This is a genomic window from Rothia sp. HMSC071C12 (assembly GCF_001813895.1).
In the GTDB taxonomy this organism is placed as follows: Bacteria; Actinomycetota; Actinomycetes; order Actinomycetales; family Micrococcaceae; genus Rothia; species Rothia mucilaginosa.
The window spans coordinates 164,762-190,779 of the sequence record NZ_KV814378.1; the positions used below are offsets into that span (position 1 = coordinate 164,762).

The 26,018-nt window shown below is 56.3% G+C and carries 20 protein-coding genes and 1 pseudogene; 12 read left to right on the forward strand and 9 right to left on the reverse strand.

Features of this window, described 5'->3' with window-relative positions; translation table 11 throughout:
- Nucleotides 1–17 precede the first annotated feature (17 nt).
- From cas6e to casA, 5 genes are read right to left on the reverse strand one after another with little or no spacing between them, the layout of a single operon-like run.
- On the reverse strand, nt 18–698 hold the full coding sequence (gene cas6e / locus HMPREF2942_RS08405; protein ID WP_070688852.1) for a type I-E CRISPR-associated protein Cas6/Cse3/CasE: 681 nt from the start codon (nt 696–698) through the stop codon (nt 18–20).
- Entirely contained in the window at nt 695–1,444 is a 750-nt protein-coding gene (cas5e, locus tag HMPREF2942_RS08410) for a type I-E CRISPR-associated protein Cas5/CasD (RefSeq protein WP_070688853.1), read from the reverse strand. Before cas5e ends, cas6e begins: the two co-directional genes overlap by 4 nt.
- Nucleotides 1,444–2,565, reverse strand: coding sequence for a type I-E CRISPR-associated protein Cas7/Cse4/CasC (cas7e, locus tag HMPREF2942_RS08415; protein WP_070688854.1), 1,122 nt, complete (start codon nt 2,563–2,565; stop codon nt 1,444–1,446). The genes cas5e and cas7e overlap by 1 nt, the downstream gene beginning before the upstream one ends.
- Before the next feature lie 28 nt (nt 2,566–2,593).
- On the reverse strand, nt 2,594–3,208 hold the full coding sequence (gene casB, locus HMPREF2942_RS08420; RefSeq protein ID WP_049352942.1) for a type I-E CRISPR-associated protein Cse2/CasB: 615 nt from the start codon (nt 3,206–3,208) through the stop codon (nt 2,594–2,596).
- The gene (casA, locus tag HMPREF2942_RS08425; RefSeq protein WP_070688855.1) at nt 3,201–4,886 is read right to left on the reverse strand and encodes a type I-E CRISPR-associated protein Cse1/CasA; all 1,686 of its coding nucleotides are present in this window, start codon (nt 4,884–4,886) and stop codon (nt 3,201–3,203) included. The genes casB and casA overlap by 8 nt, the downstream gene beginning before the upstream one ends.
- Nucleotides 4,887–5,260: 374 nt before the next feature.
- Between casA and HMPREF2942_RS08430 the strand changes: the two genes are divergently transcribed.
- On the forward strand, nt 5,261–8,407 hold the full coding sequence (locus tag HMPREF2942_RS08430; RefSeq protein ID WP_070688856.1) for a CRISPR-associated helicase/endonuclease Cas3: 3,147 nt from the start codon (nt 5,261–5,263) through the stop codon (nt 8,405–8,407).
- 116 nt (nt 8,408–8,523) lie between these two features.
- Here the strand turns inward: HMPREF2942_RS08430 and zapE are convergent, their stop codons facing one another.
- On the reverse strand, nt 8,524–9,573 hold the full coding sequence (gene zapE / locus HMPREF2942_RS08435) for a cell division protein ZapE (RefSeq protein WP_049327058.1): 1,050 nt from the start codon (nt 9,571–9,573) through the stop codon (nt 8,524–8,526).
- A gap of 724 nt (nt 9,574–10,297) precedes the next feature.
- Here zapE and HMPREF2942_RS08440 point away from each other — a divergent pair.
- The 11 genes and pseudogenes from HMPREF2942_RS08440 to HMPREF2942_RS08485 all read left to right on the forward strand — a co-directional run bounded on the left by HMPREF2942_RS08440 (nt 10,298) and on the right by HMPREF2942_RS08485 (nt 19,504).
- Nucleotides 10,298–11,014, forward strand: a complete 717-nt coding sequence (locus HMPREF2942_RS08440; RefSeq protein WP_049352945.1) for a DUF6318 family protein — start codon at nt 10,298–10,300, stop codon at nt 11,012–11,014.
- A gap of 536 nt (nt 11,015–11,550) precedes the next feature.
- A complete protein-coding gene (locus HMPREF2942_RS09555) occupies nt 11,551–12,213 on the forward strand; it encodes a hypothetical protein (RefSeq protein ID WP_053088877.1) in 663 nt (220 codons plus the stop codon).
- A gap of 183 nt (nt 12,214–12,396) precedes the next feature.
- A complete protein-coding gene (locus HMPREF2942_RS08450; RefSeq protein WP_070506560.1) occupies nt 12,397–13,113 on the forward strand; it encodes a DUF6318 family protein in 717 nt (238 codons plus the stop codon).
- 47 nt (nt 13,114–13,160) lie between these two features.
- On the forward strand, nt 13,161–13,466 hold the full coding sequence (locus tag HMPREF2942_RS09560; protein ID WP_239662341.1) for a hypothetical protein: 306 nt from the start codon (nt 13,161–13,163) through the stop codon (nt 13,464–13,466).
- Nucleotides 13,467–13,487: 21 nt separating this feature from the next.
- A pseudogene (locus HMPREF2942_RS09565) lies at nt 13,488–13,889 on the forward strand (DUF6318 family protein); the annotation flags it as partial.
- A 48-nt stretch (nt 13,890–13,937) separates the two neighbouring features.
- On the forward strand, nt 13,938–14,675 hold the full coding sequence (locus HMPREF2942_RS08460) for a DUF6318 family protein (RefSeq protein WP_070688857.1): 738 nt from the start codon (nt 13,938–13,940) through the stop codon (nt 14,673–14,675).
- Nucleotides 14,676–14,942: 267 nt separating this feature from the next.
- Entirely contained in the window at nt 14,943–15,953 is a 1,011-nt protein-coding gene (locus tag HMPREF2942_RS08465) for a YeiH family protein (protein WP_070688858.1), read from the forward strand.
- A gap of 251 nt (nt 15,954–16,204) precedes the next feature.
- Nucleotides 16,205–16,705, forward strand: coding sequence for a Cys-tRNA(Pro) deacylase (gene ybaK / locus HMPREF2942_RS08470; protein WP_070616652.1), 501 nt, complete (start codon nt 16,205–16,207; stop codon nt 16,703–16,705).
- 87 nt (nt 16,706–16,792) lie between these two features.
- Nucleotides 16,793–17,269, forward strand: coding sequence for a peptide-methionine (R)-S-oxide reductase MsrB (gene msrB / locus HMPREF2942_RS08475; protein WP_070616480.1), 477 nt, complete (start codon nt 16,793–16,795; stop codon nt 17,267–17,269).
- 217 nt (nt 17,270–17,486) lie between these two features.
- Nucleotides 17,487–18,752, forward strand: a complete 1,266-nt coding sequence (locus HMPREF2942_RS08480) for an HRDC domain-containing protein (protein ID WP_049345141.1) — start codon at nt 17,487–17,489, stop codon at nt 18,750–18,752.
- A 224-nt stretch (nt 18,753–18,976) separates the two neighbouring features.
- Nucleotides 18,977–19,504 (forward strand): Rieske (2Fe-2S) protein, encoded by a 528-nt coding sequence (locus tag HMPREF2942_RS08485; protein ID WP_049345140.1) that lies wholly within the window; start codon nt 18,977–18,979, stop codon nt 19,502–19,504.
- 173 nt (nt 19,505–19,677) lie between these two features.
- Here HMPREF2942_RS08485 and dxs read toward each other — a convergent pair whose 3' ends face one another.
- The 3 genes from dxs to HMPREF2942_RS08500 form a co-directional block, all read right to left on the reverse strand.
- Nucleotides 19,678–21,750, reverse strand: a complete 2,073-nt coding sequence (gene dxs / locus HMPREF2942_RS08490; protein WP_083301085.1) for a 1-deoxy-D-xylulose-5-phosphate synthase — start codon at nt 21,748–21,750, stop codon at nt 19,678–19,680.
- Nucleotides 21,751–21,975: 225 nt separating this feature from the next.
- Nucleotides 21,976–23,625, reverse strand: a complete 1,650-nt coding sequence (locus HMPREF2942_RS08495; RefSeq protein WP_070688859.1) for a class I SAM-dependent RNA methyltransferase — start codon at nt 23,623–23,625, stop codon at nt 21,976–21,978.
- 212 nt (nt 23,626–23,837) lie between these two features.
- Nucleotides 23,838–25,973 carry an APC family permease gene (locus HMPREF2942_RS08500; RefSeq protein ID WP_070593498.1) on the reverse strand — a complete coding sequence of 712 codons (2,136 nt, stop codon included), beginning with the start codon at nt 25,971–25,973 and terminating at the stop codon, nt 23,838–23,840.
- Nucleotides 25,974–26,018: the final 45 nt, after the last annotated feature.

The window sequence follows — 26,018 nt, forward strand, 5'->3', positions numbered from 1 at the left end:
CCCTTCACCCGCATTACCTAGCGGGACAGAGGCGCCAACGTCAGAAGACCCATGCCGTACGCCTTACCCCTGCCCATACCGGAGAGCAGAGACTGACGGAACAGCTCAACATCAGTGATGCGAAGAACGCCATCAAACTGAGCCTTACGGTGAGTCACCTTACCGACCTTACCCTCAGCATTACGGCGGGCAAACGCAAGGTCCTGACGAGAAGAAACCATCGGGCACTCCTCAACATCCTGACCCTCAACCGCGGGAATTACCTCAAATCCCCACTGCGGAGCACGCTCGCGAATCCATGCCTGCTGCTGCGCAATAGTAACGTGCGGGAACACCTCACGCTTACCCGTTTGCTTATTCGTGTGACGCTTCACCGGGTTCGCGGCAAGGCGGAAAGCCCACTCCTGACCGTTCTCCAGCTTCGCCAGCAAACGACCATAATGAGCGCTCTCACCAGGGCGATTCTGCCAACCAGCCTGCTCCACGAGAGCCGAAAAATCAGGCTTCTCAGGGCTCAACATGTACAGAACCGGCGCATGCTTATACTCATCCAAACGCCATAGGATACGGTCCTCGGAATAGTCCGTATCCGGCGGCAAAGTCGCCATCACGGCTGCGTGCATAGCCTGCGGGCTACGCAACAACTTCCACGCGCCACGACGCTGCGGATTAATCATGAAACGAGAAAAATACGTCATGCTTCCACCACCACATTCAAAAAATCAGGTTCGGCAGGACTCTCGGAAGATTCTTCCTCAATCAAGGAGGCCGTAGCGTGAAGCTTCCGCCCATGAGGGTTCTCCAATACCAGAGGCTCCACAGTGACCACCTCACGGGCAGCGTACTGACGGTACTCCGGGCTGAAACTCACCGGAATATCCCGCACCAAGTCGCCATGCTCTCCAGGCAACGCATCACGCAGGATGCGCAACGCTACCGGGCTTGAAAAATCCTTACGACGATACTCAGGCACCTGCCACTCCAACGAACGCAGAGCCTCCTCAGCGGACTCCTCAAGGATACCCAGGACAAGGTCGTAACCAGCCGGGCACGCGCGCCGCCCAAGATACAGAGGATATACAGGCTTCTTCAGCGCAGACTCGATAGTCTCCAACTGTTCGCGTTCCCCATCGAGAGCCACCACAAAAACAGCGTCAGAAAGGTACATGCGGGTCGAAAGAGAAACCGCGCCCTTCGGGCTCTTAGCCCAGTTCTTAGCGGTCTGATAGTCACGAATCAGGGTACCAGAGGCATCCGTACGCACCGCGAACTTCAACGAAACCAAGTCATCAACCGGCTCGTTACGCGAGCGCCCCAAGGCTGCAGCAACCATTCCAATCACGCCAGATTTGCTCGGCTCATGTCCAGCATCACGGCGACGGAAACGGCTCTGAGTACCCCATGACTGCAACGGCCCGCTCATCTTCAAGAGCAGGGTAGGCATTAGGACTCCTGAGAGGTGAGAGCAGTCAGCTGAGCTTCCAGGGACTCCAGCAGACCCTTCAGAGTGACAGACTCGCCCAGACCAGCCAGTTCTTCCTTGAGGTCGCCCAAAGCCAGAACATACGAAGCGACCGGCTCGTAACCGTATGCTTCTTCAATGTTCTTAGCTTCAGATGCGAGCGCACGAGCTGCGACTACGCGGCGGCCCTCAACCTCGGTGATAGCCTTCTCAAAGGCGTTCACGTAGGAGATGGGGCGGTCGTTACGAACGGTCACGATAACCGCGTCAGGCAGGGTGCGTGCAGCGAAAGAATTCTGCTTACCGGTAGGCATGGAGTTAATGAAGGAACGGACAAACGCCAGAGTTGCCTCAACACTTGCAGAAACATCGCCCAGGTTAGCGTTCAGTGCATCCAGGTTGATGTTGGCGTAGCGGTAGAAGGTGCTTGCCGCCATCTCAATGGTGCCGATCATGCCCGCACCGGTAGAGTCATCGGAAGAACGAACGACGTCATCCACTGCAGTGTAGTAGTCAAAATCGGGTTCGGAACCGTGGACGCTCAAAGCGTGTGCTACCTGGCAAGCCGCATCAACGTTGAAATCGGGAGCATCCGCCAGCATGCGACCGAAGAGAGCAATATCAACGCTGTGGTTGGTATCAAGGATTTCCTTAACCTGCTTCGCGGGAAGCTTCTCGCCGTTAGCTTCGATGATTGCCTGCACCAACTTGTCAATCTGCTGGTTGCTCAGCAAGAGCAGGTAGCCAGAAACAGGACGTCCTGCTTCTTCGCCTTCCTTCGCCTTAGGTTCCTTGAGCGTAATACCTGCAGCCTTGAAAGCTGCAACAACAGCCGTTTCAGCCTTCTCAGCATCGAACTCGGGCGCAAGCTCCAAGATACGCGCCACTACCTTGTCAGCAACCAGGCGGGTACGTACGCCCAGCTGCGAGCGGTCAAGATGCGATTCAAAATCGCGGCGAATGACGGACTTCCAAGCCTGGCTGGAAACACGCTGACGCTGAACGCCGCCAAAGAAAGCGGACTTGGGGCTGCCGGTATCGTCACGGTTAATATTCGACGGGGGCAGGGTCTGCAGGGCGTGGATGTCGACGAAAGTAGTCATGATGTTTTCCTTCTTTCAGGAGTAATAGTTACTTAGTGGTTTTGCTCGCAGCAGCGCGAACAGGGATGAGCCCGTAGGAGAAGTCGCGGTTCCAGCGGTACATAACCTTTTGACGCGTCGCAGGATTCAGAAGACGCATGTAATCCACCGCAAATCGACCGTAATCGAAGGCAATACCTTCGGAACGAAGCAGAGTAATCAGGCTACGCAGGTAATGCTGGCGAGCATTCTCCGTCTGAGCGGTCAGCAGAGAATCAAAACGCTTCTTCATTGACGTTGTGGTGTCGCCAACCAGCTTGCCTACCGCGTTGCCAAAAGAAACCTCTGCATCGTGCATGGGCTGGTTCTGCGACTGCTGATGCAGAGCAAAAAGAGTCAAAGCAGTGTACGCAGCGCTCTCCGCATTACTCGGCTGGTCTCCCCTCCCTCGGTACTGTTCAGGAATACCTTCAGTGCCATCTTCCTTTTCCAGGATGATTCCTAAGAGTTCCGGGTACTGAAAGGGCGATGCACCCACACCTCGGCGAAGCTGAGCAAGCTGAGCCGTGGCTGCTGAGACACCGTTACTTTTCTGGTGGTACAGGCGCATCACTTTTGCCACGACGAAACGTTGTAGCTCATCCTGCGCGGTGTAATCACTCATTGGTTTCCTCCTTGTCAGAGTGAGATGTAGAGTCCTGGTAAGCCAGGGGAATAATCTTACGCAGGCGAGCATGTAGCAGGCGCTCCGCACGCGCAACATTGTAGAGAACTTCATTACCAGCAGGGTCCTTACCGAAGGTACCCAGCATGGCTTTGGGGCCAGCGTTGTATTTAAGAAGGTCTGATTCTTGCGTGATTACGGCACGTACACGGCTTTGCCACTCCTTCTTTTTCTCAGCGATATCTTCCGATGCTCGCTGATCTGCAAGCCAGAGGCGGAAAGCATCTTCCATACGGTTCAGGAGAGCTTCAGTAGCATCCGCACGGAACTCATATTCCCGACCTGCCGCTTGTAGAAGCTGTCCAGCAAACTGCCCAAGAGCGATTGCCGCGTCCATGGTGGTTTGGATGTTCTCGCGAACCATCTGGGACGCACTCACGCCTTCATCAGTCAGCAGAGAAAGCTCAAGAGTCATAGAGTCAGAAATAATGTTCTCGATGATGGAGCTCTGGGTACCGTATTCGACACCCACCAGCTGAACCTGTACCTCCGCATCGGTCGGGAAGTACCTTCCCGAACCCAGCTGACGAATCACGGGAGCAGGCTTATTCTGCTTCTCAGATTCCGGGGTAAGACGAGTCAGCAGAGCATCAGCACCACGCCACAGGGTACGTTCAGCCGCGTGAGTCTGCGGCATCCATACCTGTTCGGTCTTTGACGACTGATTCTTGCTGTACCGATACCCCGTCAGAGGGTCAGTATAGGTATTGCGATCAAGCCACTTATCACCGTTGGAGATAAGTACCGAAGTCACACGATTGCCGTCATGATGCAGACGGATGCGACGTGACTGCCAGGTCAAAATCTCGCACATACCGCTCGCGGGCACCGGCTGGTCCTTGTACTGAGCCGCAGGACCACCAGTGTATGCACGCGGTGCTGCGGTATCAGGTTCAGCACGTTCCCAAACTGGAACGTCTTGTTCGAATGACTCTTTATCGGTCAACTGCTCGTAGTCCAGGCTGTACAGCAAGGTTTCCATCATGTTGGCGCCGTGAACAATCACCTTACCAGTGGCGCCGTACCAGCCAACGCCCAGAGGATAGCCCTTGCCACCCTTAACACGGGGGTCACCTACAGCACCAGATTTAATACCTGAGTAGTCGTAGGCATGAAGCGTTACGAGATACCGAGCTGCTTCAGCAAAGCTCAGAGACTTCAATGCCACCTCAGCCCGCTGCGAGAAGTACTCGCTTTCAGAATCCAAAACCAAGCGACTAACAGGCTTCGTGTCCCCCTTTGCCGTATGCAAATCATGCACCTGCATAAAGGGGCGCTCGCCGCCTACCAACCAGAAACGATCCTTGAAAATTTCAAGGTATCCCAGAACAGCAGCCAGGTTATTAGCGTCAGGCTCACGCATCTGGCGAATCCATTGGGCCGGACCATTAGAGGTATCGATACTGTCTGCAAGGAAGGATGCACGAGCAAAAATCACGAGCACGACACCAAAAATTGCAGTATCCGTCAGCGGGTTATCCGATTGAATTCGGTCAATCTCATACACCTGTTTGAAATAATCGCGCAGAGACAGCTCGACCACTTCGCCCGACTTGAGCCGGGCAAGAATCCATGCTTCATCTACAAGATTGAACCTAGGTTCTCCCATGACAACCATTCCCACTCCTTTCTTCTTTGAAATCAGCTCCCTGTCAAATGACGAACAAGCGAGCAGAATATCGGACTCTGGTCCACAATGAGAGTAGACCAGGTAATTAAGCCTTGTCAGGAGGTTCTCTGAAGAGCCTTCATTGGCTTGTTGAGTTCATCATAGGACCATCAAGAAGGTTAAGTCAAGAAAAACAACTATAAAAAGTGTACGTTTGATATATTTTTAATACGACCAATACAAAAGAAGCAGAATCCCCGCTCTCGCAGGGAACACCTCAAACCAACTATCAAAAACTGTACTGGCTCATCCCCGTCTGCTTCGGGGAACATACGCCTCGCACCACAGCGAGGTACCCACTAGTCTACCGTCTAAGGAGAATCATGGCACCCGCCCCTGAGTATCTTTCAACACCTGAAACGGCATCATTCTGGGCAAAAACAGGAGACAAGGACTCCCCCACCCGCGGTCTCCCCCTCGTTCAGCATATGCTCGATGCCGGTTCTGTTGCCGCCCGACTCTGGGACACATGGCTCGCGCCCGGTCTACAGAAACGATTCAGTGAGCATCTCCATCTTTCCATGGAAGATACGCGCGCGCTCGTATGCTGGCTCGCCGCCACCCACGACATGGGTAAGGCAACCCCCGAATTCTCAGGACAGCTCGATGCACGACGCGACGAAAACCTCGCCGTGTACCGTCAGCGTATCGAGCAGCAGGACTTTGAGTTCCCCGAAGACCTTGTCACGCCTACTAGCGGCTTGCGATGCCCCCACAGCAAGTACAGCCAGAGCATCCTCATTCACCTGCTCACCAGCAACATTGAGGGCATGCCGAGTGAAGTTGCTGAAACTCTCGCGAGTATCTCCGGCGCGCACCACGGCACACCCGCAGAATACCTCGCCAATTCAGCAGACCTAAGCAACGTCATTTTGGAGCGTCTCTCCCCCAAATGGCATGCCGCCTGGCAGGAACTCTACACCATCACCCTGGAACGCTTTGGCGCATCCTCGGCATTGCATCAGTTAGCACAGCACGGACAGACTATCCCCGTCTCCGTGCAGTTCTGCATTACCGGTTTCGTCATCATGTCAGACTGGATTGCCTCAAACCCTGATTTCTTCCCCATGGGCACCTTCGGCTCAGCCGAACAGGAACAGCGAGCGCGCATCGGCTGGCAGGCGCTCGGGCTCGAACAGCGCTGGATCGCAGCACTGGATACTGACCCCGGCACCCCTGCAGCTGACCTCTATGCATCCCGTTTTGGGTGGAGCAACCCGACCCTACGCCCCATGCAGGAAGTCGTAGTCGAAGCGGCACGCTCCATGCAAAACGGTGGCATGATGTGCATCGAAGCACCCATGGGTCAGGGTAAGACCGAAGCCGGTCTCATCGCTGCCGAGTTCCTCGCACAGGCAACCGGTCGCACCGGCGTAGCCTTCGCGGCACCGACCCAGGCGACTTCTAATGCCCTCTTTGACCGTGTTATCGAATGGGTGGAATACCAAACAAATAACGTGGCGCAAGAACACGGCGGGCCTCTTGAGCCGCACTCCATGTTTCTGGGCCACTCCAAGAACCGTTTCAACAAGTCCTATGAGGCGCTCTCTAAAGCAGATATTTTCGATGAGTCTTCTGCCTCTAAACAAGAAAACAATCGAAAAACGCTGCGTCCTGGAACGTCTCTCGCTCGGCACAGCTGGCTCAGCGGTACGAAGAAGGGGCTTCTCTCCAGCTTCGTTGTGTGCACCATCGACCAGGTTCTCATGACCGCTCTGCAAGCACGGCATGTGATGCTCCGATACCTAGGGCTTGCATCTAAGGTCATCATCATTGATGAGGTTCACGCCTACGATGCGTATATGAGCCGGTATCTTTCTGCTGCGCTCTACTGGCTGGGTCAGATGAATGCGCCCGTCATTCTCATGTCGGCAACCCTGCCGTCAGCTACTCGTGATGATCTTATGGAGAGCTATGCCAAGGGTCTAAAGGTTGGAACAGAACCGAACAAGGTAACTGATTCTGTTTCTGCACCGCAGAATAATGACATTCTGGCTCGAATGATGGCGAATCTTGCAAAGGGCCAAGCGCCTTCAGCACCTGCCGTGACTGAAAATTCTTCTCTTGATTTGGATTACCCCGTCATTCACACGCTCACCACCGAAGACAACGGGAGCCCTAAGAAATGGAAGGTTGAACAGCCCGTAGACCAAACCGAAATCGAATTGAAGCTCATTGACGACAGTCCCGAAAGCGTCCTGAACGTACTCGAACCGCTCGCCAACGACCACGGATGCGCCGCAGTCATCTGCAACACCGTTGGACGAGCCCAGGAAATGCACGCATTCCTGGGTGAACGGTTCGGTGAAGAGCACGTAATCCTCACGCACTCTCGCTTTACCGCCACGCACCGCGCCGAGCAAGAGGAACTCCTTGTCTCAAAGCTCGGCAAGAAGGCGCACTACAGCAAAGCTGACGGGGAGGATTCTTCGCGCCCGCACCGCCTCATTGTGGTGGGTACGCAGGTCATCGAACAGTCGCTTGACCTGGACTTTGACGTAATGATTACCGACTTCGCGCCGGTTGACCTGGTGCTTCAGCGTATGGGACGTCTGCACCGTCACGATAGCCGCAGCAGCTCAGAACGCACCCCCGCATACCGTATGCCGGTGTGCTACGTACGAGGAGTTGAAACGTTCGGCTCACACGTTGGGGCACCCGACTTCCCGCGTGGATCCAAGGCAGTCTATGAGCCGATGATCCTGCTCAGCAGCTACGCACAGCTACTCCCCCACTTCGACAGTGAACCGATTCGAATCCCTGCGGACATCAGTCCGCTGGTGCAGAAGACCTATCAGGAAAATGCATCTGCTGAGATTCCTGAAGCCTGGTCAGAAGTCTACGAGAACGCCAAGCAGGAATACGAGAAAGGTAAGGAACAAGCCAAGGCCCGAGCTAAAGGCTATCTACTCCGCGCACCTCAGGGTGAGTACACCATGGCGGACTGCATGAAGAGTCTTCTCCAATCCAACGACCAGCGATTCTCTGACGAACAAATCGGCGAGGCAAAGGTTCGCGACACCGACGCATCCCTGGAAGTTATCGCAATCATTGTGGAACGGAACCAACCGGGCAATCCCAAGAGCGCGATTAAAAGCTACCGACTCTTGCCATCCATCAACGGCACAGACGAGGCTGATTCTCTCCGCTTTGAGGCTTCAGCCGATGACCCGCCGACTTACTGGCAGAGCATGCAACTTGCGGCTTCATCGATTCGTCTCCCCTACCAATACTCAGATGCACCCAACCACCGCATCAAGGGCGGGAAACTCCGATTCGACGCCGCGCTCGACCAGCTGGAAAAGGAACGCATCGAGAACTGGCAGAAATCATTCATGCTGGAAGGGCAGCTCATCCTGCCCTTCGAAGAGGTCGAAGCAGGCGTGTACTCGTACGAACTCTGCGATTACGAGCTGGTGTACACCACCCAGCTAGGCTTGCAAAGCTTTAAGCTTGATAACGAAGACTAGCCAAGGCAAACAAAGACCCCCTCCGGATCCTCTCGTGGAGCATCCGGCGGGGGTCTTCACTTTATAAACTTTTCGGCGCGGTTCACGCTGCAGGATCTCGTAGCACCAGGCGGCGGCTACTCAGATTCGCCGAGCATGCCCTCACGAGCCAACGCAGTCAAACGAGACACCGCACGGAAATACTTCTTCTGATAACCACCAGCCAGCATCTCCTCAGTAAACACCTTGTCAAACGGCACACCCGAAGAAACAATCGGCAAGTCCTTGTCATACAGGCGGTCAGCCAACACCACAAAACGCAACGCCACCGACTGCTCAGTAATCGGGTGAACATCACGCCACGCAATACCATCCAGGCCATCAATCAGCTGACGGTAACGCGACGGGTGCACCTTCGCCAGATGCTCCACCAAGTCAGCGAAGTTATCAACACCAACAGTCTGGCCGCCGAACACTTCCTCAACCTTCGCATCAAACGCATCATCAGCAACAGGCTCCGGCGCAGCAGGCAAGCCACGGTGACGGAAATCCTCACCATCCACACGGTGCACCTCAAACTGCGAAGCAAGCACCTGAATCTCACGCTTAAAATCCTCAGCCGCGAAACGGCCCTCACCCAGCGCACCAGGCAGCGTGTTCGAGGTCGCCACAAGCTTCACGCCAGCATCCGCCAGCTCACGCATCAGACGAGACATGAGCACAGTATCACCCGGATCATCCAGCTCAAACTCGTCAATACACACCAGCTTGTAGCTGCTCAACGCCTCAACCGTCTTACGGAACGTCAACGCACCCACCAGGTTCGTGTACTCCACAAAAGTACCGAACGCCTTCGGGCCGTCCACATAATGCCACAGCGACGCCAACAGGTGAGTCTTACCCACACCAAAACCGCCGTCAAGGTACAGGCCAGCCTTCGTCGAATCCTTCTTCTTGCCACCAAACAGGCGACCAAAGAAACCGGCACCAGCACCGCCACCATTAATCTTGTCGCCAAAATCCTTCAGCTTCTGCACAGCCTCAGCCTGCGACGGCTGATTCGGATCAGGAATGTAGCTATCAAAAGACACTTCACCAAAACGCTCAGAGGGGCGGAAACCCGCCAGCAACTCATCAGCAGAAACGCGAGGGATGCGGTCGGTCAAATGTACGGTCGTGGTGGGCACAAAAACTCTTTTCTTCAGTGACGGCGATGTGACTTCCGCTTTAAGTGTAGTACTGTCTAACACCCCGCGTGAGCCGCATGAGTTGCCCGCCACATTGCGGGCATGGGGAGGGAGTGGGGTGGGATATGCGGGAGGGGCTTCTGAGCTGGAACGCGGAGGGCGGGATTGCGAAGGCCTGGGCGTTCGGGTGCGGAGGCTGAGGTGGTGTGTGTTTTGGGCAGGGTCTGTCTTGGGCGGGTGCTCTTGGGTGGGCGCAGCGTTCGATAGGTTAGTGTCTTCGCCGTGGGTTTTAAACCCGCGGAGGAGGCAATAGCCTATCGAATATTCCCTTAACCTATCGGCTATTACTCTGCCCCGCTATCTACTCCCCTAGCTTGCTGTTCACTCTTTTGGTCCGCGGCCCTCTCCCCTGGTCTGCGGCGGGAATTCTTTTGCCGGGGAGCACTCGCCACTATGTGTAAATTCTTTGCGTGCAGGTACTTATTTGATATATAAAGCATTGAGGTGTTCGTATGGTGATGTTTCGCCACTGTAGCACCCAAAAGAATGCAAACGACGGCAAACATGCGGTAGGGTGGTAATTGTAGTACTCAATAGCGCACCGATGCGCTTGATGGGCGCGCTATGGAGCTGTTTTCTTCCGGCAGTCAGTTTGACCTGCAAAAAAGCGGCCCGACTAGTAACTAAATGACACACCATCACCGACGATAGGAGCGTATTCTCTATGGATTCGACCATTTTCAACCGCCGCGCCCTGCTGGGTAGCGGCGCACTTGTAGGCCTTGGCGCCTTGCTTGCGGCGTGTGACCAGCAGGCAAATAATGAGGCGGCAGCGACTGCATCTGCTGCGCCGAGCGAGACCGCTTCGGCGTCTGCGGCAGCTACTGAGTCACCTTCAGCGAGTACTACCCCTAAACCGAAGGTTACTCGCGGATACTCAGGACAGTCCAAGGCACCCGATGGTGAGTACCGTAAGGCAGACGGCTACGGACCCGCGCAGAATGTCCCCAAGCCTCGTAATGAGCCCGCTCAGTATCCTGAGACCGAAGAAGGCCTCAATCGTATGATGGAGGATTGGGTCAATGCCCATAACTACGCAATTCAGACTGGTGACTGCTCCTATGCCTTCAAGTATGTAACAGAAGATACTGAAGAATATGGGTTCTACAAATATATTGAAATACTTTACAAAAATGGCGGATGGGCTGTAGATTCCCTAGATTCGTACCAGAGTGAAAGCGCCCTATTTTATGATGAATCTAAGAAAATCTATCGCATGAAAGTCCGCAGAATTTGGTCAACTGAAATATACATTGAATCAAATGGAGATATAACGAGAAAGGCAAACACTGATACAAGTGACGATACTTTCTACTTCCTTTATACCTATTCTAATGGTTATTGGAAAATAATCGACAGCAAGTACGAGAACGAACTTTAGAGGCTAATTGAAATATGAAGAACATTAGCAAAATATCTACGCTTTTTATACTTTCAACATTAATTGTATCTACCTTAAATATCCCCCCAGCATTAAGCAGTGAGTGCACCACGGGAGATTCAAATGGACATTGTGTTAAAGTCTCCAAAGATAAGCAAGTTCCGAGCTCAAATCGCAAAGGAAACAAATCCGAGAATAATACGCAAGACTTAGTAAAAGCTAATTCAACTCCATCAGGATCAGCAATTTCTCCAGAAGAGGCAGTCCAAAAATGGAATGAAGAACATCCAATACAACTCGATGGAGCAAATCAAACATATCGCGCAAGTAGCGTCAAAGCCCGACAAGCCGGAGATGCAGAATGTCATACAGAACCAGACCATCGTCCTGGCCACTACGTCATAGGATCACTACCCCTGGGAGATAACGCTAACAGAATACCCAACCAGGTCGGCGGGCGCTACTGCGTACCCAATGACACTAAAACCCTCACCTCCAACAATCCTGAACAGCCCAAGGGCCCTTCTCCTGAGGAAATGCTCCAAGAAGTTGAGGACCAATTCGCTAACACCAACATCCAGGCCCCCGTACTGAAGCAGTCCTACAACCTTGGCACCGGCCTGGGTGAAGATAACCCCAACGTCTACAAGAACCAGGCCGTCAACTTCTACGTCGATGCACCCACCGCACGTTGGGAAGGCGACCTGATGATTGGCCACGTTGAGATGGAGTCCTACCCCACCCAGATGACCATCCAGTACGGCAACGGTGACGAGGGCAGCTTCTACACCATGGGCAAGCCGGTTAGCAGGGCACGTGGTGAAGAGTCACGCAAGACCGCGACCAGTTATACCTACAAACGTTCAGGTAATTTCCATGCGTACGCGACCGTTTCTTATTCTGGCCGTTTCCGTGTTGACGGTGGCGATTGGCAGGCTCTGGATGTCGTTTTGACGAAGGAAACTGTCGATCCGCTGCTGATTCGTGTGTGGTGGGTTGATGTGGGTCGTGTCGGCGGCACCTGCGATGAAGACGACACTCGTTGGGGTTGCAAGAACGATCCCACGATGGGTAAGAAGGATAACCCGAACCCACGCCTGCGCAAGGCCGATATCCGTACCGGTCAGCGTTGGCACCTGAACGATAGCGGTGACGGGGACACGGAGTATTCGTTGCACCGCGACTGGCCCGACATGTAAAGCCCCCCCCGTGGGTCTTACGTTGAGAAGCCACATGTTCGCCGAGAAGCCACGATAATGGTGGCTTTTCGAAACACATGTGGCTTCTCAGCTATTGGATTCTTCTCTGTGGTTGGTTAGTCTTCCGGTTTCTAACCAGCCCCCCCTATTCACACTTCACACCGATACGAGGAATGTATTTCCATGACTTCCGTTTTTCTTACCCGCCGCGCGATGTTGAGCGGCGGCGCACTTGTGGGCCTGGGGGCCCTGCTCGCAGCCTGCGGTCAGCAGGCCGCTAACGAAGCGGGTGCTTCGGCGTCCTCAACCGCTACACCGAGCGAGTCGGCGTCGGCTTCTGAGTCGCCTTCGGCAAGCGCTACCTCAAGAGTAACTCGCGGGTATTCAGGTAATTCTAAAGCTCCTGACGGAGAGTACCGTAAAGCCGATGAGTACGGTCCTGCGCAGAACGTCCAGGAACCCCGCAAGGAACCCGCACAGTACCCTGAGACTGAACAAGGCCTCTACCGCATGATGAAGGACTGGGTTGTTGCGCACAACTACGCTATCCAGACCGGTGACTGCTCCTACGCGTTCAAGTACATCACGGAAGATGCAGAAGAATATGAGTTCTACCTGTATATTCAGGGTCTTTATCAGCGCGGTGGTTGGACTGTTGATGGTCTGGATAGCTACCAGCCAGAGGGCCCGCTCATCTACGATGAGGCGAAGAAAAAGTACCGTATGCTACATCGCCGGTTCTGGAGCACTGTTATGTACGTGGAATCTAATGGCCACCTCACAATGAAGGCTAACACTGAGACTAGTGACGATACTTTCTATTTCCTTTTCACCTACTCTGATGGCTATTGGAAGATTGCTGGAAGTAAATCAGACGAAGAATTGCAAAACGAGAAATAGCCTTTTCCTTTAACTCACCACCACCCCGATACGAGGAATTTATTTCCATGACTTCCGTTTTTCTTACTCGCCGCGCAATGTTGAGCGGCAGCGCAATGTTGAGCATTGGTACCCTGTTCGCAGCCTGCGGCCAGCAGGCGGCTAATGAGGCGGTAGCCGCCGCCTCCGCAGCACCGAGCGAAACCGCTTCGGCGGTTGCGGCAGCATCTGAGTCGCCTTCGGCAAGCGCAACCCTGAAGCCGGTCGTTACCCGCGGCTACTCCGGCGGTTCCAAGGCACCTGACGGCGAGTATCGCAAGGCAGACGGATATGGTCCTGCACAGAATGTTCCTCTTCCGAAAGCAGAGCCGTAGCAGTACCCCGAGTCTGAACAAGGCCTCTACCGTATGATGAAGGATTGGCTTGTCTCCCATAACTACGCGATTCAGACCGGTGACTGCTCCTACGCTTTCAAATACGTTACGGACGAATCTGAAGAATACGGATTTTACCTGTTCATTGAGGACCTTTACCAGAACGGCGGGTGGACTGTTGACGGGCTGGATAGCTACCAACCCCAAGGCCCGCTCATCTACGATGAGGCGAAGAAAAAGTACCGAATGCTGCATCGCCGGTTCTGGACCACTGTTATGTACGTGGAGTCTAATGGTCACCTTGATATGCAGGCTAATACTGACACCAGCGACGATACTTTCTACTTCCTTTTCACCTACTCTGACGGCTATTGGAAAATTGCTGGCAGTAAAACGGAAGAGGAATTGCAAAACGAGAAGTAGCCTTTTCTTTTGATTCACATACCACACCGATATAAGGAATCTACTTCCATGAATTCTGTTTTTCTTACCCGCCGCGCAATGTTGAGCAGCGGCGTGATGCTGGGCCTTGGCGCTCTGCTTGCGGCCTGCGGCCAGCAAGCCACCAACGAGGCGGCAGCCACCGCCTCCACCGCACCAAGCGAATCGGCTTCGGCGTCTGCGGCGGTTTCCGATGCCGCTTCTGCATCGGCTACTCCGAGCCCAGTCATTACCCGCGGCTACTCTGGAGGCTCGAAGGCACCCGACGGCGAATACCGCAAAGCTGATGGTTACGGCCCTGCGCAGAATGTTCCTCTGCCGAAAGCCGAGCCGCAGCAGTACCCCGAAACCTTCGCTGGACTCCGTGAGATGATGCGTGACTGGATTAAGGCACGCAACTACGGTATCCAGACCGGTGATATGCAGTATGTATGGCCCTACATGCTGGACACTTTTGATGAGGACATTAAATTCCTGCACTACATCGAGGATCTTTACAAAAGCGGTGGCTGGGTTATCGAAGGCACCTCAGAATACCAGGCCGAAAGCGATCTGATGTATGACGAAGAAGCCAAAGAATATTGGACTCTCACGCGACGCTTGTGGACTTATGGCATGTACGTAAACCCCAATGGCAAGGTGTATGAGCGTACTAATACCAGCAACGAAAATGAAATATTTATGTTCCGCTATAAGTATCAGAATGGCTACTGGCGACTCTCGGAGCATCGCTCGAATAAGGAGCTACGTGAGCAGGGAATTATCTAGTAGCCCTTTGCAACTCACGCACCACACCGATACGAGGAATGTATTTCCATGACTTCCGTTTTTCTTACACGCCGCGCAATTACATGCAGTATGTATGGCCCTCTATGCTGGATACCTACGAGAAGGATATTAAGTTCCTCAAGGATATCGAAGGCCTTTATCAGCGCGGAGGCTGAGGTGGTGCGCTCCCCGGGCCGGGTCTGTATTCCTACTTTCTAGTTTACCAAATAAGACTATAATAAGGAGTATCTATTTTCGGAGGTTTTTATGTCATTTCTATCAAAAAATTGGGCAGGACTGTCAGTCTGTCTGACCATTTCTATCATCTCTTGGGTTTTAGGAGGATTTCTGCCTGTTGTGGGAGCACCTGTTTTCGCCATTTTTATCGGAATGATTCTCCATCCCTTTCTCACTTCCTATACACAACTGGATGCCGGTTTGACTTATAGCTCCAAAAAACTGCTTCAGTATGCTGTTATTTTGCTTGGGTTTGGACTCAGTATCTCACAAGTTTTCGCAGTTGGAAAATCTTCCCTTCCTGTTATCCTTTCAACTATTTCAATTGCATTGATTATAGCTTTCTTTTTCCAACGCTTTTTTAACCTTGATACAAAGCTAGCTACCTTGATTGGAGTTGGATCTTCTATCTGTGGCGGTTCTGCCATTGCAGCGACTGCTCCTGTTATTCACGCCAAGGAAAAAGAAGTAGCCCAAGCCATTTCTGTTATCTTTTTCTTCAATGTCTTGGCAGCTCTTATCTTTCCAACTCTAGGTTCTTGGCTCCATCTTTCCAACGAAGGTTTTGCTCTCTTTGCGGGTACTGCGGTCAACGATACTTCCTCTGTGACAGCTACTGCTAGTGCCTGGGATAGTCTTTACAATGCAAACACTCTTGAGCCTGCAACTATTGTCAAGCTGACACGTACTCTAGCTATTATCCCTATCGTTCTCTTCCTCTCCTATTGGCAAAGCCGTCAACAAGGCGACAACCAAGGAGTGAAGCTTAAAAAAATCTTCCCCGTTTTCATTCTCTACTTTATCCTAGCTTCTCTGCTAACTACTCTTCTCACATCTTTCGGTGTCAGCACTAGCTTCTTTTCACCTCTCAAACAACTCTCCATATTCCTCATCATCATGGCTATGAGTGCTATTGGTCTCAAAACCAACCTCATTGCTATGATCAAATCCAGTGGAAAATCCATTCTTCTTGGAGCCCTTTGCTGGATTGCTATCATCCTGACTAGTCTTGGCGTGCAATTACTCATCGGTATTTACTAAGAAAAAAAGGGAGCCTAAAGGCTACCTCAGAACGTAGACAAATCAGATGGATTTTGGACTGTCGTTGGCTCGCTTTCTCAAGAGCAGCTGAAGGAAAAAGGGTTACTGAAATAACCCCATAACCATTGAGAAGCCACATGTGTTTCGAGAAGCCACCATTATTGTGGCTTTTCGAAACACATGTGGCTTCTCGGCGCATGGGTATCAGCGCATAGGTATCCGCGCATGGTGACTTCCGTAAAATGGTGTCTATGGCTAAGAAAACTAAAGGTAAGAAGAGCGGCGCAGCAACCGCCGCCGTAGCACTGCTGACCGAGACGAACACCCCCTTCCAGATGCGCGAATACGAGCACGTTGAGGGCGTCACCTCCTTCGGGGAAGAAGCCGCGAAGAACCTCGGTGCTTCCGAGGAGCAGGTGTTCAAGACCCTGCTGATTGTGCACGAGAAGGATTTCGCCGTCGCAATCGTGCCGGTCTCTGGCAAGCTGAACATTAAGGCTGCCGCCGCTGCCCTCGGCTGGAAGAACGCCTCCATGTGCGACCCGAAGGTCGCCGAACGCCGCACCGGCTACGTGGTGGGCGGTATTTCTCCGCTGGGTCAGAAGACCCCCTCCCCCACCCTCCTGGACGAAAGCGCCCAGCTCTTCGATACCATCATGGTGTCCGGAGGCAAGCGTGGACTGGACGTCGAGCTCGCCCCCGACGACCTGCTGAAGCTCACCAACGGAAAGTACGCTGACATCCGCGCTTAGTCCGCGCTCAGCGGGAATAATCCGCCCGGCCGCGGCGTTACATATGCCGTAGGAGCCTGGGCATGAGAGCAAACTGAAGGAGTCATGATGGGCAATTCGCTACCCGGCGTGGGTGCTATCGCCAAGAACTGGCGTGAAGTGCTCAAGCCTGAAGAGTACGCTGTTCTGCGTGAGGGCGGCACCGAGCGCGCGTTCACGGGCGAGTACTGGAACACCCACACGGAGGGTGTGTATTCTTGCCGTGCCTGCGGTACGGAGCTGTTCCGTTCCAATCAGAAGTTCGATTCGCATTGTGGTTGGCCGTCGTTTTTCGCGCCGCTGGCTGAGGACCGTGTGCGTTACCTGGAGGACACGACGTTCGGTATGCGCCGTGTGGAGGTGCGTTGCGCCGCCTGCGATTCGCACCTGGGTCACGTGTTTGAGGGTGAGGGCTACCCGACTCCCACGGATTTGCGGTATTGCATTAATTCGGTGTGTCTGACGCTGGCCCCGGCTGGTGAAGCCGCGCCTGATAAAGCACAGCCTGGTGATACTCCGGTTGACGAGGCGGAATCCGCCGAATAAACCCCGGCGATACCCCCCCCCAGCAGGCACGCAGGTGAACCCCTTATTGTGAGTCTCTCTAAATTCGAGGCTTTAAGCTCGGGCGGGTAGAATGGCGTAGTGCCTTCGCGGGCACGTCACCCCGCCCGGGCTCATGTTTGCTCGGGCGTACGCCTACCCGGGCATTTGGCCCATCGTATGGGCGCGTCGAACCAGGCAGAGGAAAAGGATTGAGTGCATGAGTACCGCAGCTGAACAGAATGCCGCAGGCACCCCTCAGCTGACCCTTAACGGTATCGAAGTTCCGGACGTTGTTCCTCTGGAGACCCCTTCCGCACCGATTCCGACTCTCATCACCACTGAGAGCGGTCTGCGTCGTGCCGCTGAGCAGTTGGCGGCGGCGTCCGGCCCGGTGGCTGTTGATACTGAGCGTGCCCAGGGCATCCGCTACGGTTCGCGTGCTTTTTTGGTGCAGCTTAAGCGTGAAGATCAGCTGTACCTGATTGACCCTGAGGCGTTTAAGGATCTGCGCATTATTAACGATGCTCTGGCGGATGCTGAGTGGGTTATTCACGCCGCAATTCAGGACTTCCCGAGCCTGGACATGCTCGGTATGCGCCCGAACCGTCTGTTTGATACGGAGCTTGGTGCGCGTCTTGCCGGTCTGGAGCGCGTGAACCTGGGTGCGACCGTTGAGGAGCTGCTCGGCTATAAGCTGGCGAAGAAGCACTCGAAGGAAGACTGGTCGCGCCGTCCCCTGCCGGAGTCGTGGCTGAACTATGCGCTGCTGGACGTTGACGTGCTCATTGATTTGCGTGACGCGTTGGAGGATTTGCTCCGCCAGCAGGGTAAGCTGCAGTACGCCCTGGAGGAGTTCGAGTACCTGTGCAAGACCCCGGTGAAAGATCCGACGGATCAGCCGGAGCGTTGGCGTAAGACGAAGGGCCGCACGATGTTGCGTTCGGTCAAGCAGCTGACGGCGCTGCGTAACCTGTGGCTTGAGCGTGACTCGCTGGCGCGTAAGAAGGACGTAGACGCGAAGCGCCTGCTGCCCGATTCTGCGATTGTGGAGGCGGCACGCACCATGCCGCGTAACGTGCCCGCTATTATGGCGATCCCTGGTTTTCAGACGCGTGGTTTGCGTCGTGAGGGACCGCGTTGGGTGCGTGCTATTGCTGCGGCGGCACGCGGTGAGAACGCTGTACCGTTCACTTTGCCGTCGACTGCCCCGCCGCCGTTGAAGGCGTGGGAGTCTAAGCGCCCCGAGAACTTGGCGCTGTTCACCGAGGTTCGTCAGGCGATTGATGAGCTGTCGGAGAAGCTGACCATTCCGGCGCAGAACCTGATCACGACCGATTATGTTCGCCGCCTCTGCTGGGAGCCGCCGGCTCGTTTTGACGAGCAGACCTTGCGGGATGCGCTCGCCGAGTACGGTGCGCGTTCGTGGCAGACGGGTCTGGTTGCCCCCGTGATTGCGCCGATTTTTGCCCGCCACCTGGGGTAGATTTCTCTAACGTTGAATAGATGTGCGTGCCGGTTGGGTGTGTTGCTGATGCGACCGCCCGACCGGCATTTTGTGTGCCTCGGGAGTTTGACACGGTAGTTTGTCCCGGTATTTTGCCTCAGCAGTTTGTCTCCGGTGCAAACGTGAACCAAGCTTAGCCTGCTCTCATTCGATTTTTGTCCCAAACCGGCATAGGGTGGAGAGAGTACACGAAAGGAACCACCATGCCCGCACCCAACGGATGCTGCCGCTCTCAGAAGGCATGCGCCTCCCCTGCTACTGAATCTGCAACCGTCGACACCGCAGTCGATACCACAGAAACTGATTCTTCTGCGCGCGTCTTCTCCCGCCGCGCAACCCTCATCACCGGTGCCGTCGCATCCGGTGCGTTGCTCGCCTCCTGCGCTGAAGGTGACTCCAACGTCACCGCCCCCGAAGGCACCGTTGAGGTAGGTTCCGCCTCCGCAGTGGGCGTGGGCAAGGCAGCTAAGCTGACTCACGGTTCCACGACCGTTATCGTGTCCCAGCCGTCCGCGGGTGAGTACAAGGCGTTCAGCACCGTGTGCACCCACCAGGGCTGCCAGGTGCAGGTGCAGGATTCCAACCGTATCGTGTGCCCCTGCCACGGCTCCGAGTACGCCGTAGCTGACGGCTCGGTCGTGCACGGCCCTGCAGAGGAGGCGCTGACCAGCTACCCGGTGCAGGTGAAGGGCGGCAAGATTTTCGTCACCCACACCTCCAACGATTCCTAAACCGGCGGCTCAGAACCTACGTACAGCAAAACCTCTACACAGCAAGACCTGCGCACAGCAAAGTCCCGCCCATCACAAACGATGGGCGGGGCTTTGTGCTGTCTTATGGTGCCCGCTGCTACTGATGCCCGTTACTAAGGCGCGCTCAGGCGGCACATCTCAGGTACGACCGCTTAGCGGGTGTGGCGCGGCTTCTGGCCCTCTTCACGAGCGAACGGAACCTTATCGCCAGCCAGCTGCGCACGCAAATCCGCGATAATGGTTTCGGCGGTCAGGCCAACCTCCTCCAGAATCTGCTCGCGAGAAGCATGCGGAATGAACTCCGCCGGAAGACCCAGCTCGCTCAGCGCGGTATCCACGCCAGCCGCACGCATTTCCTGGCGGATGCGCGAACCCACGCCGCCGGAACGCACGCCGTCCTCAATGGTCACCACAATGCGGTGGTCACGAGCCAGCTCAACGACCGAAGACGGCACCGGCATCACCCAGCGCGGGTCAACCACGGTGGACTGAATACCCTCGGCGGCAAGCACCTTGGACGCTTCCAGAGCCACGCGAGCCATAGCGCCCACGGCAACGAACAGTACGTCACGCTGACCGGTTTCCGGGTGGGGTTCACCGGTGCGTGCCAGCACGTCCACGCCGTCGCTGCGGCGCTCCAGGGCGGGAATGTCCTCGCCCACGGAGCCCTTCGGGTAGCGAATCACGGTCGGTGCGTCGTTAATAGCTACAGCCTCACGCAGCTCTTCGCGCAGGGTCGCGCCATCACGCGGAGCCGCCAGGTGCAGGCCCGGAATGAACTGCAGCATCGCCAAATCCCACATGCCGTGGTGGCTTGCACCGTCCGGGCCGGTAATGCCGGAGCGGTCCAGCACCACGGTCACGCCCGCCTTGTGCAGGGCAACGTCCATGAGCAGCTGGTCAAAGCCGCGGTTCAGGAAGGTTGCGTAGAGGGCAACCACCGGGTGCATGCCGCCGTACGCCAGGCCGGCGCTCATCGCCACGGCGTGCTGCTCAGCGATACCTACGTCAATAACGCGCTCGGGGTGGCGCTTCTGGAATTCGCGCAGACCCACGGGAATGAGCATCGCGCCGGTAATACCGACGACGTTCTCCTGCTCATCCGCAATATCTGCAATTTCGCGGCCAAAGACGCCGGTCCACGACTCAGAGGTGCTGGTCGAAACATCCTCACCGGTCAGCGGGTCAATCTGGCCCACCGCGTGGAACTGGTCGTCCTCATTAGCGCGGGCGGGTGCGTAGCCGTGGCCCTTCTCGGTAATGGCGTGCACAATCACCGGGCCGGCGTAGTTCTTTGCCGCGGTCAGTGCGTTCTCCACAGCCTGCTGGTCGTGGCCGTCAATGGGGCCCACGTATTTCATACCCAGGTCTTCAAAAATGCCCTTGGGTACGACGACGTCCTTAATGCCCGCCTTCATGCCGTGCAGGCCGCGGTACACCATCTGACCGACGGGGCCGCCACGCTGCAGACCGATGCGCACTGCATCCAGAGCGCTGTCGTAGCGGTGATCGAGGCGCACGCGATCCACCTGCTGCTGCACACCGTGCTTCAGCTCAGAAAGCTGGTTCGCGAAACCGCCAATGGTCGGCGCGTAGGAGCGGCCGTTATCGTTGACCACAATCACGACCTTGCGGGTGCGGTCGGCAGCAATATTGTTCACAGCCTCCCACGCCATGCCGCCGGTCAGCGCGCCGTCACCAATGAGGACCACGGTGTAGCGGTCATCTTCACCGTTGAGCTTGTGCGCGCGAGAAATACCGTCAGCCCACGAAATTGAGCTGGAGGCGTGCGAAGACGCAATAATGTCGTGCTCAGACTCGCCACGATCCGGGTAACCCGACAGGCCACCCTTCTGACGCAGAGTCTTAAACGCGTGACGACCAGTCACCAGCTTATGCACATAGGACTGGTGGCCGGTGTCGAAAAGAATGTTGTCCTTGGGAGATTCGAAGACACGGTGAATGCCGAGGGTCAGCTCCACAACGCCCAGGTTCGGACCCAGGTGACCGCCGGTCGCCGACACATTCGTCACGATGAACTGGCGAATTTCCTTAGAGAGCTCCTCCAGCTGCTCGTAGCTGAGGTTCTGCAGGTCCGCCGGGGACTGAATACCCGGGAGCAACTTGGCAGTGGCACCATTACCAATGCTGTAGTCGGCGGTGGGTGCGCCACCGGCGGCGCTATTCGGGGTCTCCTCCTGCGGCAATGCGTTTTCAGCGGACATACACCCACACTCCTCAAGGTCGGGGCACGGCTCATTCCGTGCATTGGTTCTTCAATGATTCTACCGTTTAAGGTGCCAAAAAGCAGATTTATGCGCCCGCAGAGCAAGACGCACCGGGTTGAGCGAAAACGGCCTGAAATAACCCCTAGTGGGCAGGCTGGTGAACAGCCCAACCCGCCCAACACTGCGATTATTTGCTTCTTTGTTACAGCTACTAGCTGCGCGCTACTTGGTGCGGCGGCGGCGCGGACGAGGCTTCGCCGGGGCACGCTCAAACAGCGCCACAGACTCCACGTGATGCGTATTCGGGTACATATCGAACGCCCGAAGCTGCACCATGTCCCAACCCAGCTCACGCAAAATACCGGTGTCACGGCCCAGGGATGCCGGGTCGCACGCCACATACAGAATACGCTTGGGGTCCAGCGCATCCAGGCGTTCCAGGGTGGTTCGGTTCGCGCCCTCACGGGACGGGTCAAGGACCACCGCATCAATAGCGGGGATTTCACCAAACTCAAGGGCGGTCTTCAGATCCACCAGGTGGCGCGCCACGTCACCGCGAATCACCTCAATACGGGTGTCCGCCGAGTTCTCGGTGCGGGAGCAACCATCCGGCGCGAAGTTCGAACGGGCATCCTTATGGGTCACCGGGGAACCCTCAATGCTGACCACGGTACCCGTAGCACCCACTGCATCCGCGAGCGCGGCGGTGAATAGGCCCGCGCCAGCGTACAGGTCGAGGGCGCATTCGCCTTCCTGCGGGCGGAGCATGGTGAGCATGGTACCGACCATGGTGGAGGGGGCGGCGCGGTGAATCTGCCAGAAGCCGCCGGCGGACACCTGGTAGCTGAAGCGGCGGGAGCCGAAGGTGACTTCTTCGGTGACGGAACGCAGGCCCGCGCCGAGCAGCTGGTCGCCTTCGGGTACGCGGCGGTAGGGGCTGTGGGAGGAGCCGGGGCGGCGGCGCTTGGGCTTGCCGTTGGAGGTGGACTGCGGGGTGAAGAACAGTGAAATCTTGCGCTTGGCGAGCAGTCCCCAGGCGTCGGATGCCTGCTGTTCGATGTCTTTGGCGACCTCTTCGATGGAGAAGCGGGGGTCGACGATGAACTGCAGCAGGACCCTGCCGCGGGAGGAGACGGTCGCCTCGACTTCGCGCACGCCGCGCAGGTTCAGCTGTTCAAGCTGCAGGTTGCGCAGTTCGGGGGCAGCGAGGGGAAAGTCGATGACAGGTACGGGTTGGGAGGCGCGGTACGGGTGCATGCCGACGCGCCAGGTGACGGCGGGGTTCTTCTTGCCGCTGTTCTGCTCGCCGTTCTTCTCTTCGCTATCGTGCGCGCGGACCTTGGTCACGGTGTAGCGCACGCGGGTACGCCAGGACAGGCCCTCGTTGTTATCGCGCAGGGGCAGCTCTTCAACCATGAGGTTGGTCAGCAGGGGCGATTCGAGGGGCAGACCGCTCAGTCGGTTGATTTGGGTGCGGACGATATCAGTCTTGTAGCGTCGCTGCTCATCCAGGTTGATGTGGCCGTACTCCATGCCGCCGAGCAGTTCGGGTACGCCGGTGGCGGCGGCGCGTTCCTCTTCGGTGGCGAGCGCATCCGCCTGGATCCAGGGGTGGGGGCGGCGTGCCAGGGAGGGTACGGGTACGGAGATAACGTCCGCGAAGTAGAAGCGGCGCTTGGGGCCAATCGCGGTGATGCGCACTTCAGCCTGTTCGCCGACGATGCCGTGACGCACAAAGATGACGCCCTGTTCGGTGCGCGCTACGAAGGCGCCGCCGTGCGCGGGAGCCTCACAGGTGACGGTGAGGGTCTGCCCGACGCTGTATCCGTCTACGTTGTTGGAGGCGGCAGGCGTGGTAGCAGGGTGAGTCACAGCATTGTCTCCTAAAGAATCACTTAATGTGAATTATTTTACACCGGTTTGTACCTTTACTCCGATTCCGACGCCCCGCAAGGGGTGCCGAATAGGACGTAAAGGGCAAAGTCCAGGCGCTATGTGGGGGTGCTCAAGCACATCACAGGCCAATGACCGGGCTGGGCAATTAATGTGGGCGCAGGGCAATTATGCTGAGCGCCGGGCAAACGTTACGGCTGGCGTTTCTTCTCGCGCGCCACAGCGTCCGCCTCGTGCAGGCGACCGCGGTACACCGCGTGGCGGTTGCTCTGAATCAGCTCGCGGCCACCACCGGCTGAACGAGTAATCTTCGGGGCGACAGCTTCCGTTGGGCCTTCTGCTTCTACCGTTGATTCTTCGCTTTGTAAACGCTGATCAAAAATCTCATCATACACCTCATCCTCGTGCATCGCCCAGGGCACGGTCGCCGTCATGACGCCAGGCTCGTGCAAAAGCGCCTGCTTGAGGCGGCGCACCGTGCGGCGGTGCAGAATACGCTGCCACCAGTGCTTCACCACAAACTCCGGGAGGTACACCACCAAAATATCGCGCGGTGACTTCTTGCGGCGGCGGCGAACATACGAAACGACAGCCTCCACCGTGTCACGGTACGGCGAATCAATCACCGACAGCGGCACCGGAATGCCCAGGGCATACCAGCGCTTCTTCACGACTTCCAGAGCGGCGCGGTCATTGTTGACCGTTAGCGCCTCAATCGTGGAGGGGCGGCCGGCACGCGCATACGAGAGGGCACGAACCGCCGGGCGGCGCACACGCTCCACGTACACGATGGCGTGCACACGCGAAGGCAGGGCCGCCACATCCGCAACGGATTCAGCGTTCAGGGGGATGTCCAGGGCGGCATCCACAGCATCGTAGTGGCGGCGAGTCACAACCATACCTCCAACCATCAGGGCAATCATTCCAAGGGAGAGCCACGCACCGGCGGCGAACTTCGTCACCACGACGATGACCAGCACCGCGGCGGTCACCATCACGCCCACCGCAGAGACCGCAATATCGCGCAGCAGGGCGCGGCGCGGCATCTGCGCCAGGGTAATGCGCAGCAGACGCATGCGGTAGCGCACCACCGCCAGCTGAACCAGCACCATCGACAGGCACATGCCCACGATGTACAGCTGAATCAGTGAGTACACGTCCGAGTTGAAAACGGTGGTGAGGAAAATTGAGAATGCCGACAGCGCCAGCACACCGTTCGCGTACAGGCCGCGCGAATCCACGCTGCGGAAGAACACCGGCAGGTACTGGTAGTCGGCCAGCGACGAAGCAATCACCGGGAAGCCCGTAAACGCCGTCAGCGAGGCAATAATCAGCACGCCCACCGTGGCGAATACCAGCAGCTGCGCGAAGAACGGCACGCCCTGATAAATTGCCAACGCCACCTGGTACAGCGCAGGTTTCTGGTGGAAGTACTCCCCCGGCGTGTGCCCGTCAATGAACAAGAAACGGGTCGTATCGTGCACCATGTGCACGCGGGTTGCCGCCGCAAAACCGAGCAGGCTCACCAGCAGGACCGAGGTGATCAGGCCCATCAGCATCATGGTGACCGCCGCGTTATATTTCTTCGGGCGGCGGAAATACTTCACCGAATTAGAAATCGTAGAAACACCCGAGAACGCCACCAAGCCGGCAGAGAAAGAACGCGCCAGAAGCAGCATCAGCGCCAGACCCTCCAGCGAATGGGTCTCGAGCTCGGGGGCAATCACGTAGGTCGCAGACTCAGCCAGTGGCAGAGTACCCGTGGCGGCACGAATCCAACCCACAATGAGGGTCGCTCCCAACAGTGCCAAGAAAACATACAGCGGCCAGTACGCAATCTTGCCCAGCAACTGCACGCCACGTAGCGCAAACAACGTCAGCGCAACAATGAGTAGCACCGCAATGTGCGTGCGCCAATCCTGAATCTGCGGATACAACGCCACCAAAAACGAGGACGCCGAAGACATAGACACCGCCACCGTGAGCATATAGTCCATCAGCGAGGATGCACCCATCACAATCGACGGCAGCGCACCCAGTTTGCGGTGCACCAGCTGAATATCGCCTTCAGAAGCAATCTGGTTGATGTTGTAGCGGTACGTGCCAATCACCAGCAGACCCACCATCGCCACACCCAAACCAATCCAGGGTGAAAAAGCGAGCGCAGATGCACCCGCAGCGGCAAGGGTCAGGATCATCTGGTCGGCTGCGTAGGCGACCGAAGAGATGCCGTCGGCACCGAAAAGAGGCAGGGCGTAGCGCTTCGGCAGCGCGACTGCCGAAAGATTTCGCGTGCTGACCGGCTGACCGGTCAGGGCGATGCGCATCCTATCCCAACGATTCCTCACGCTGTTAAGGCTATCGGTCGCGGC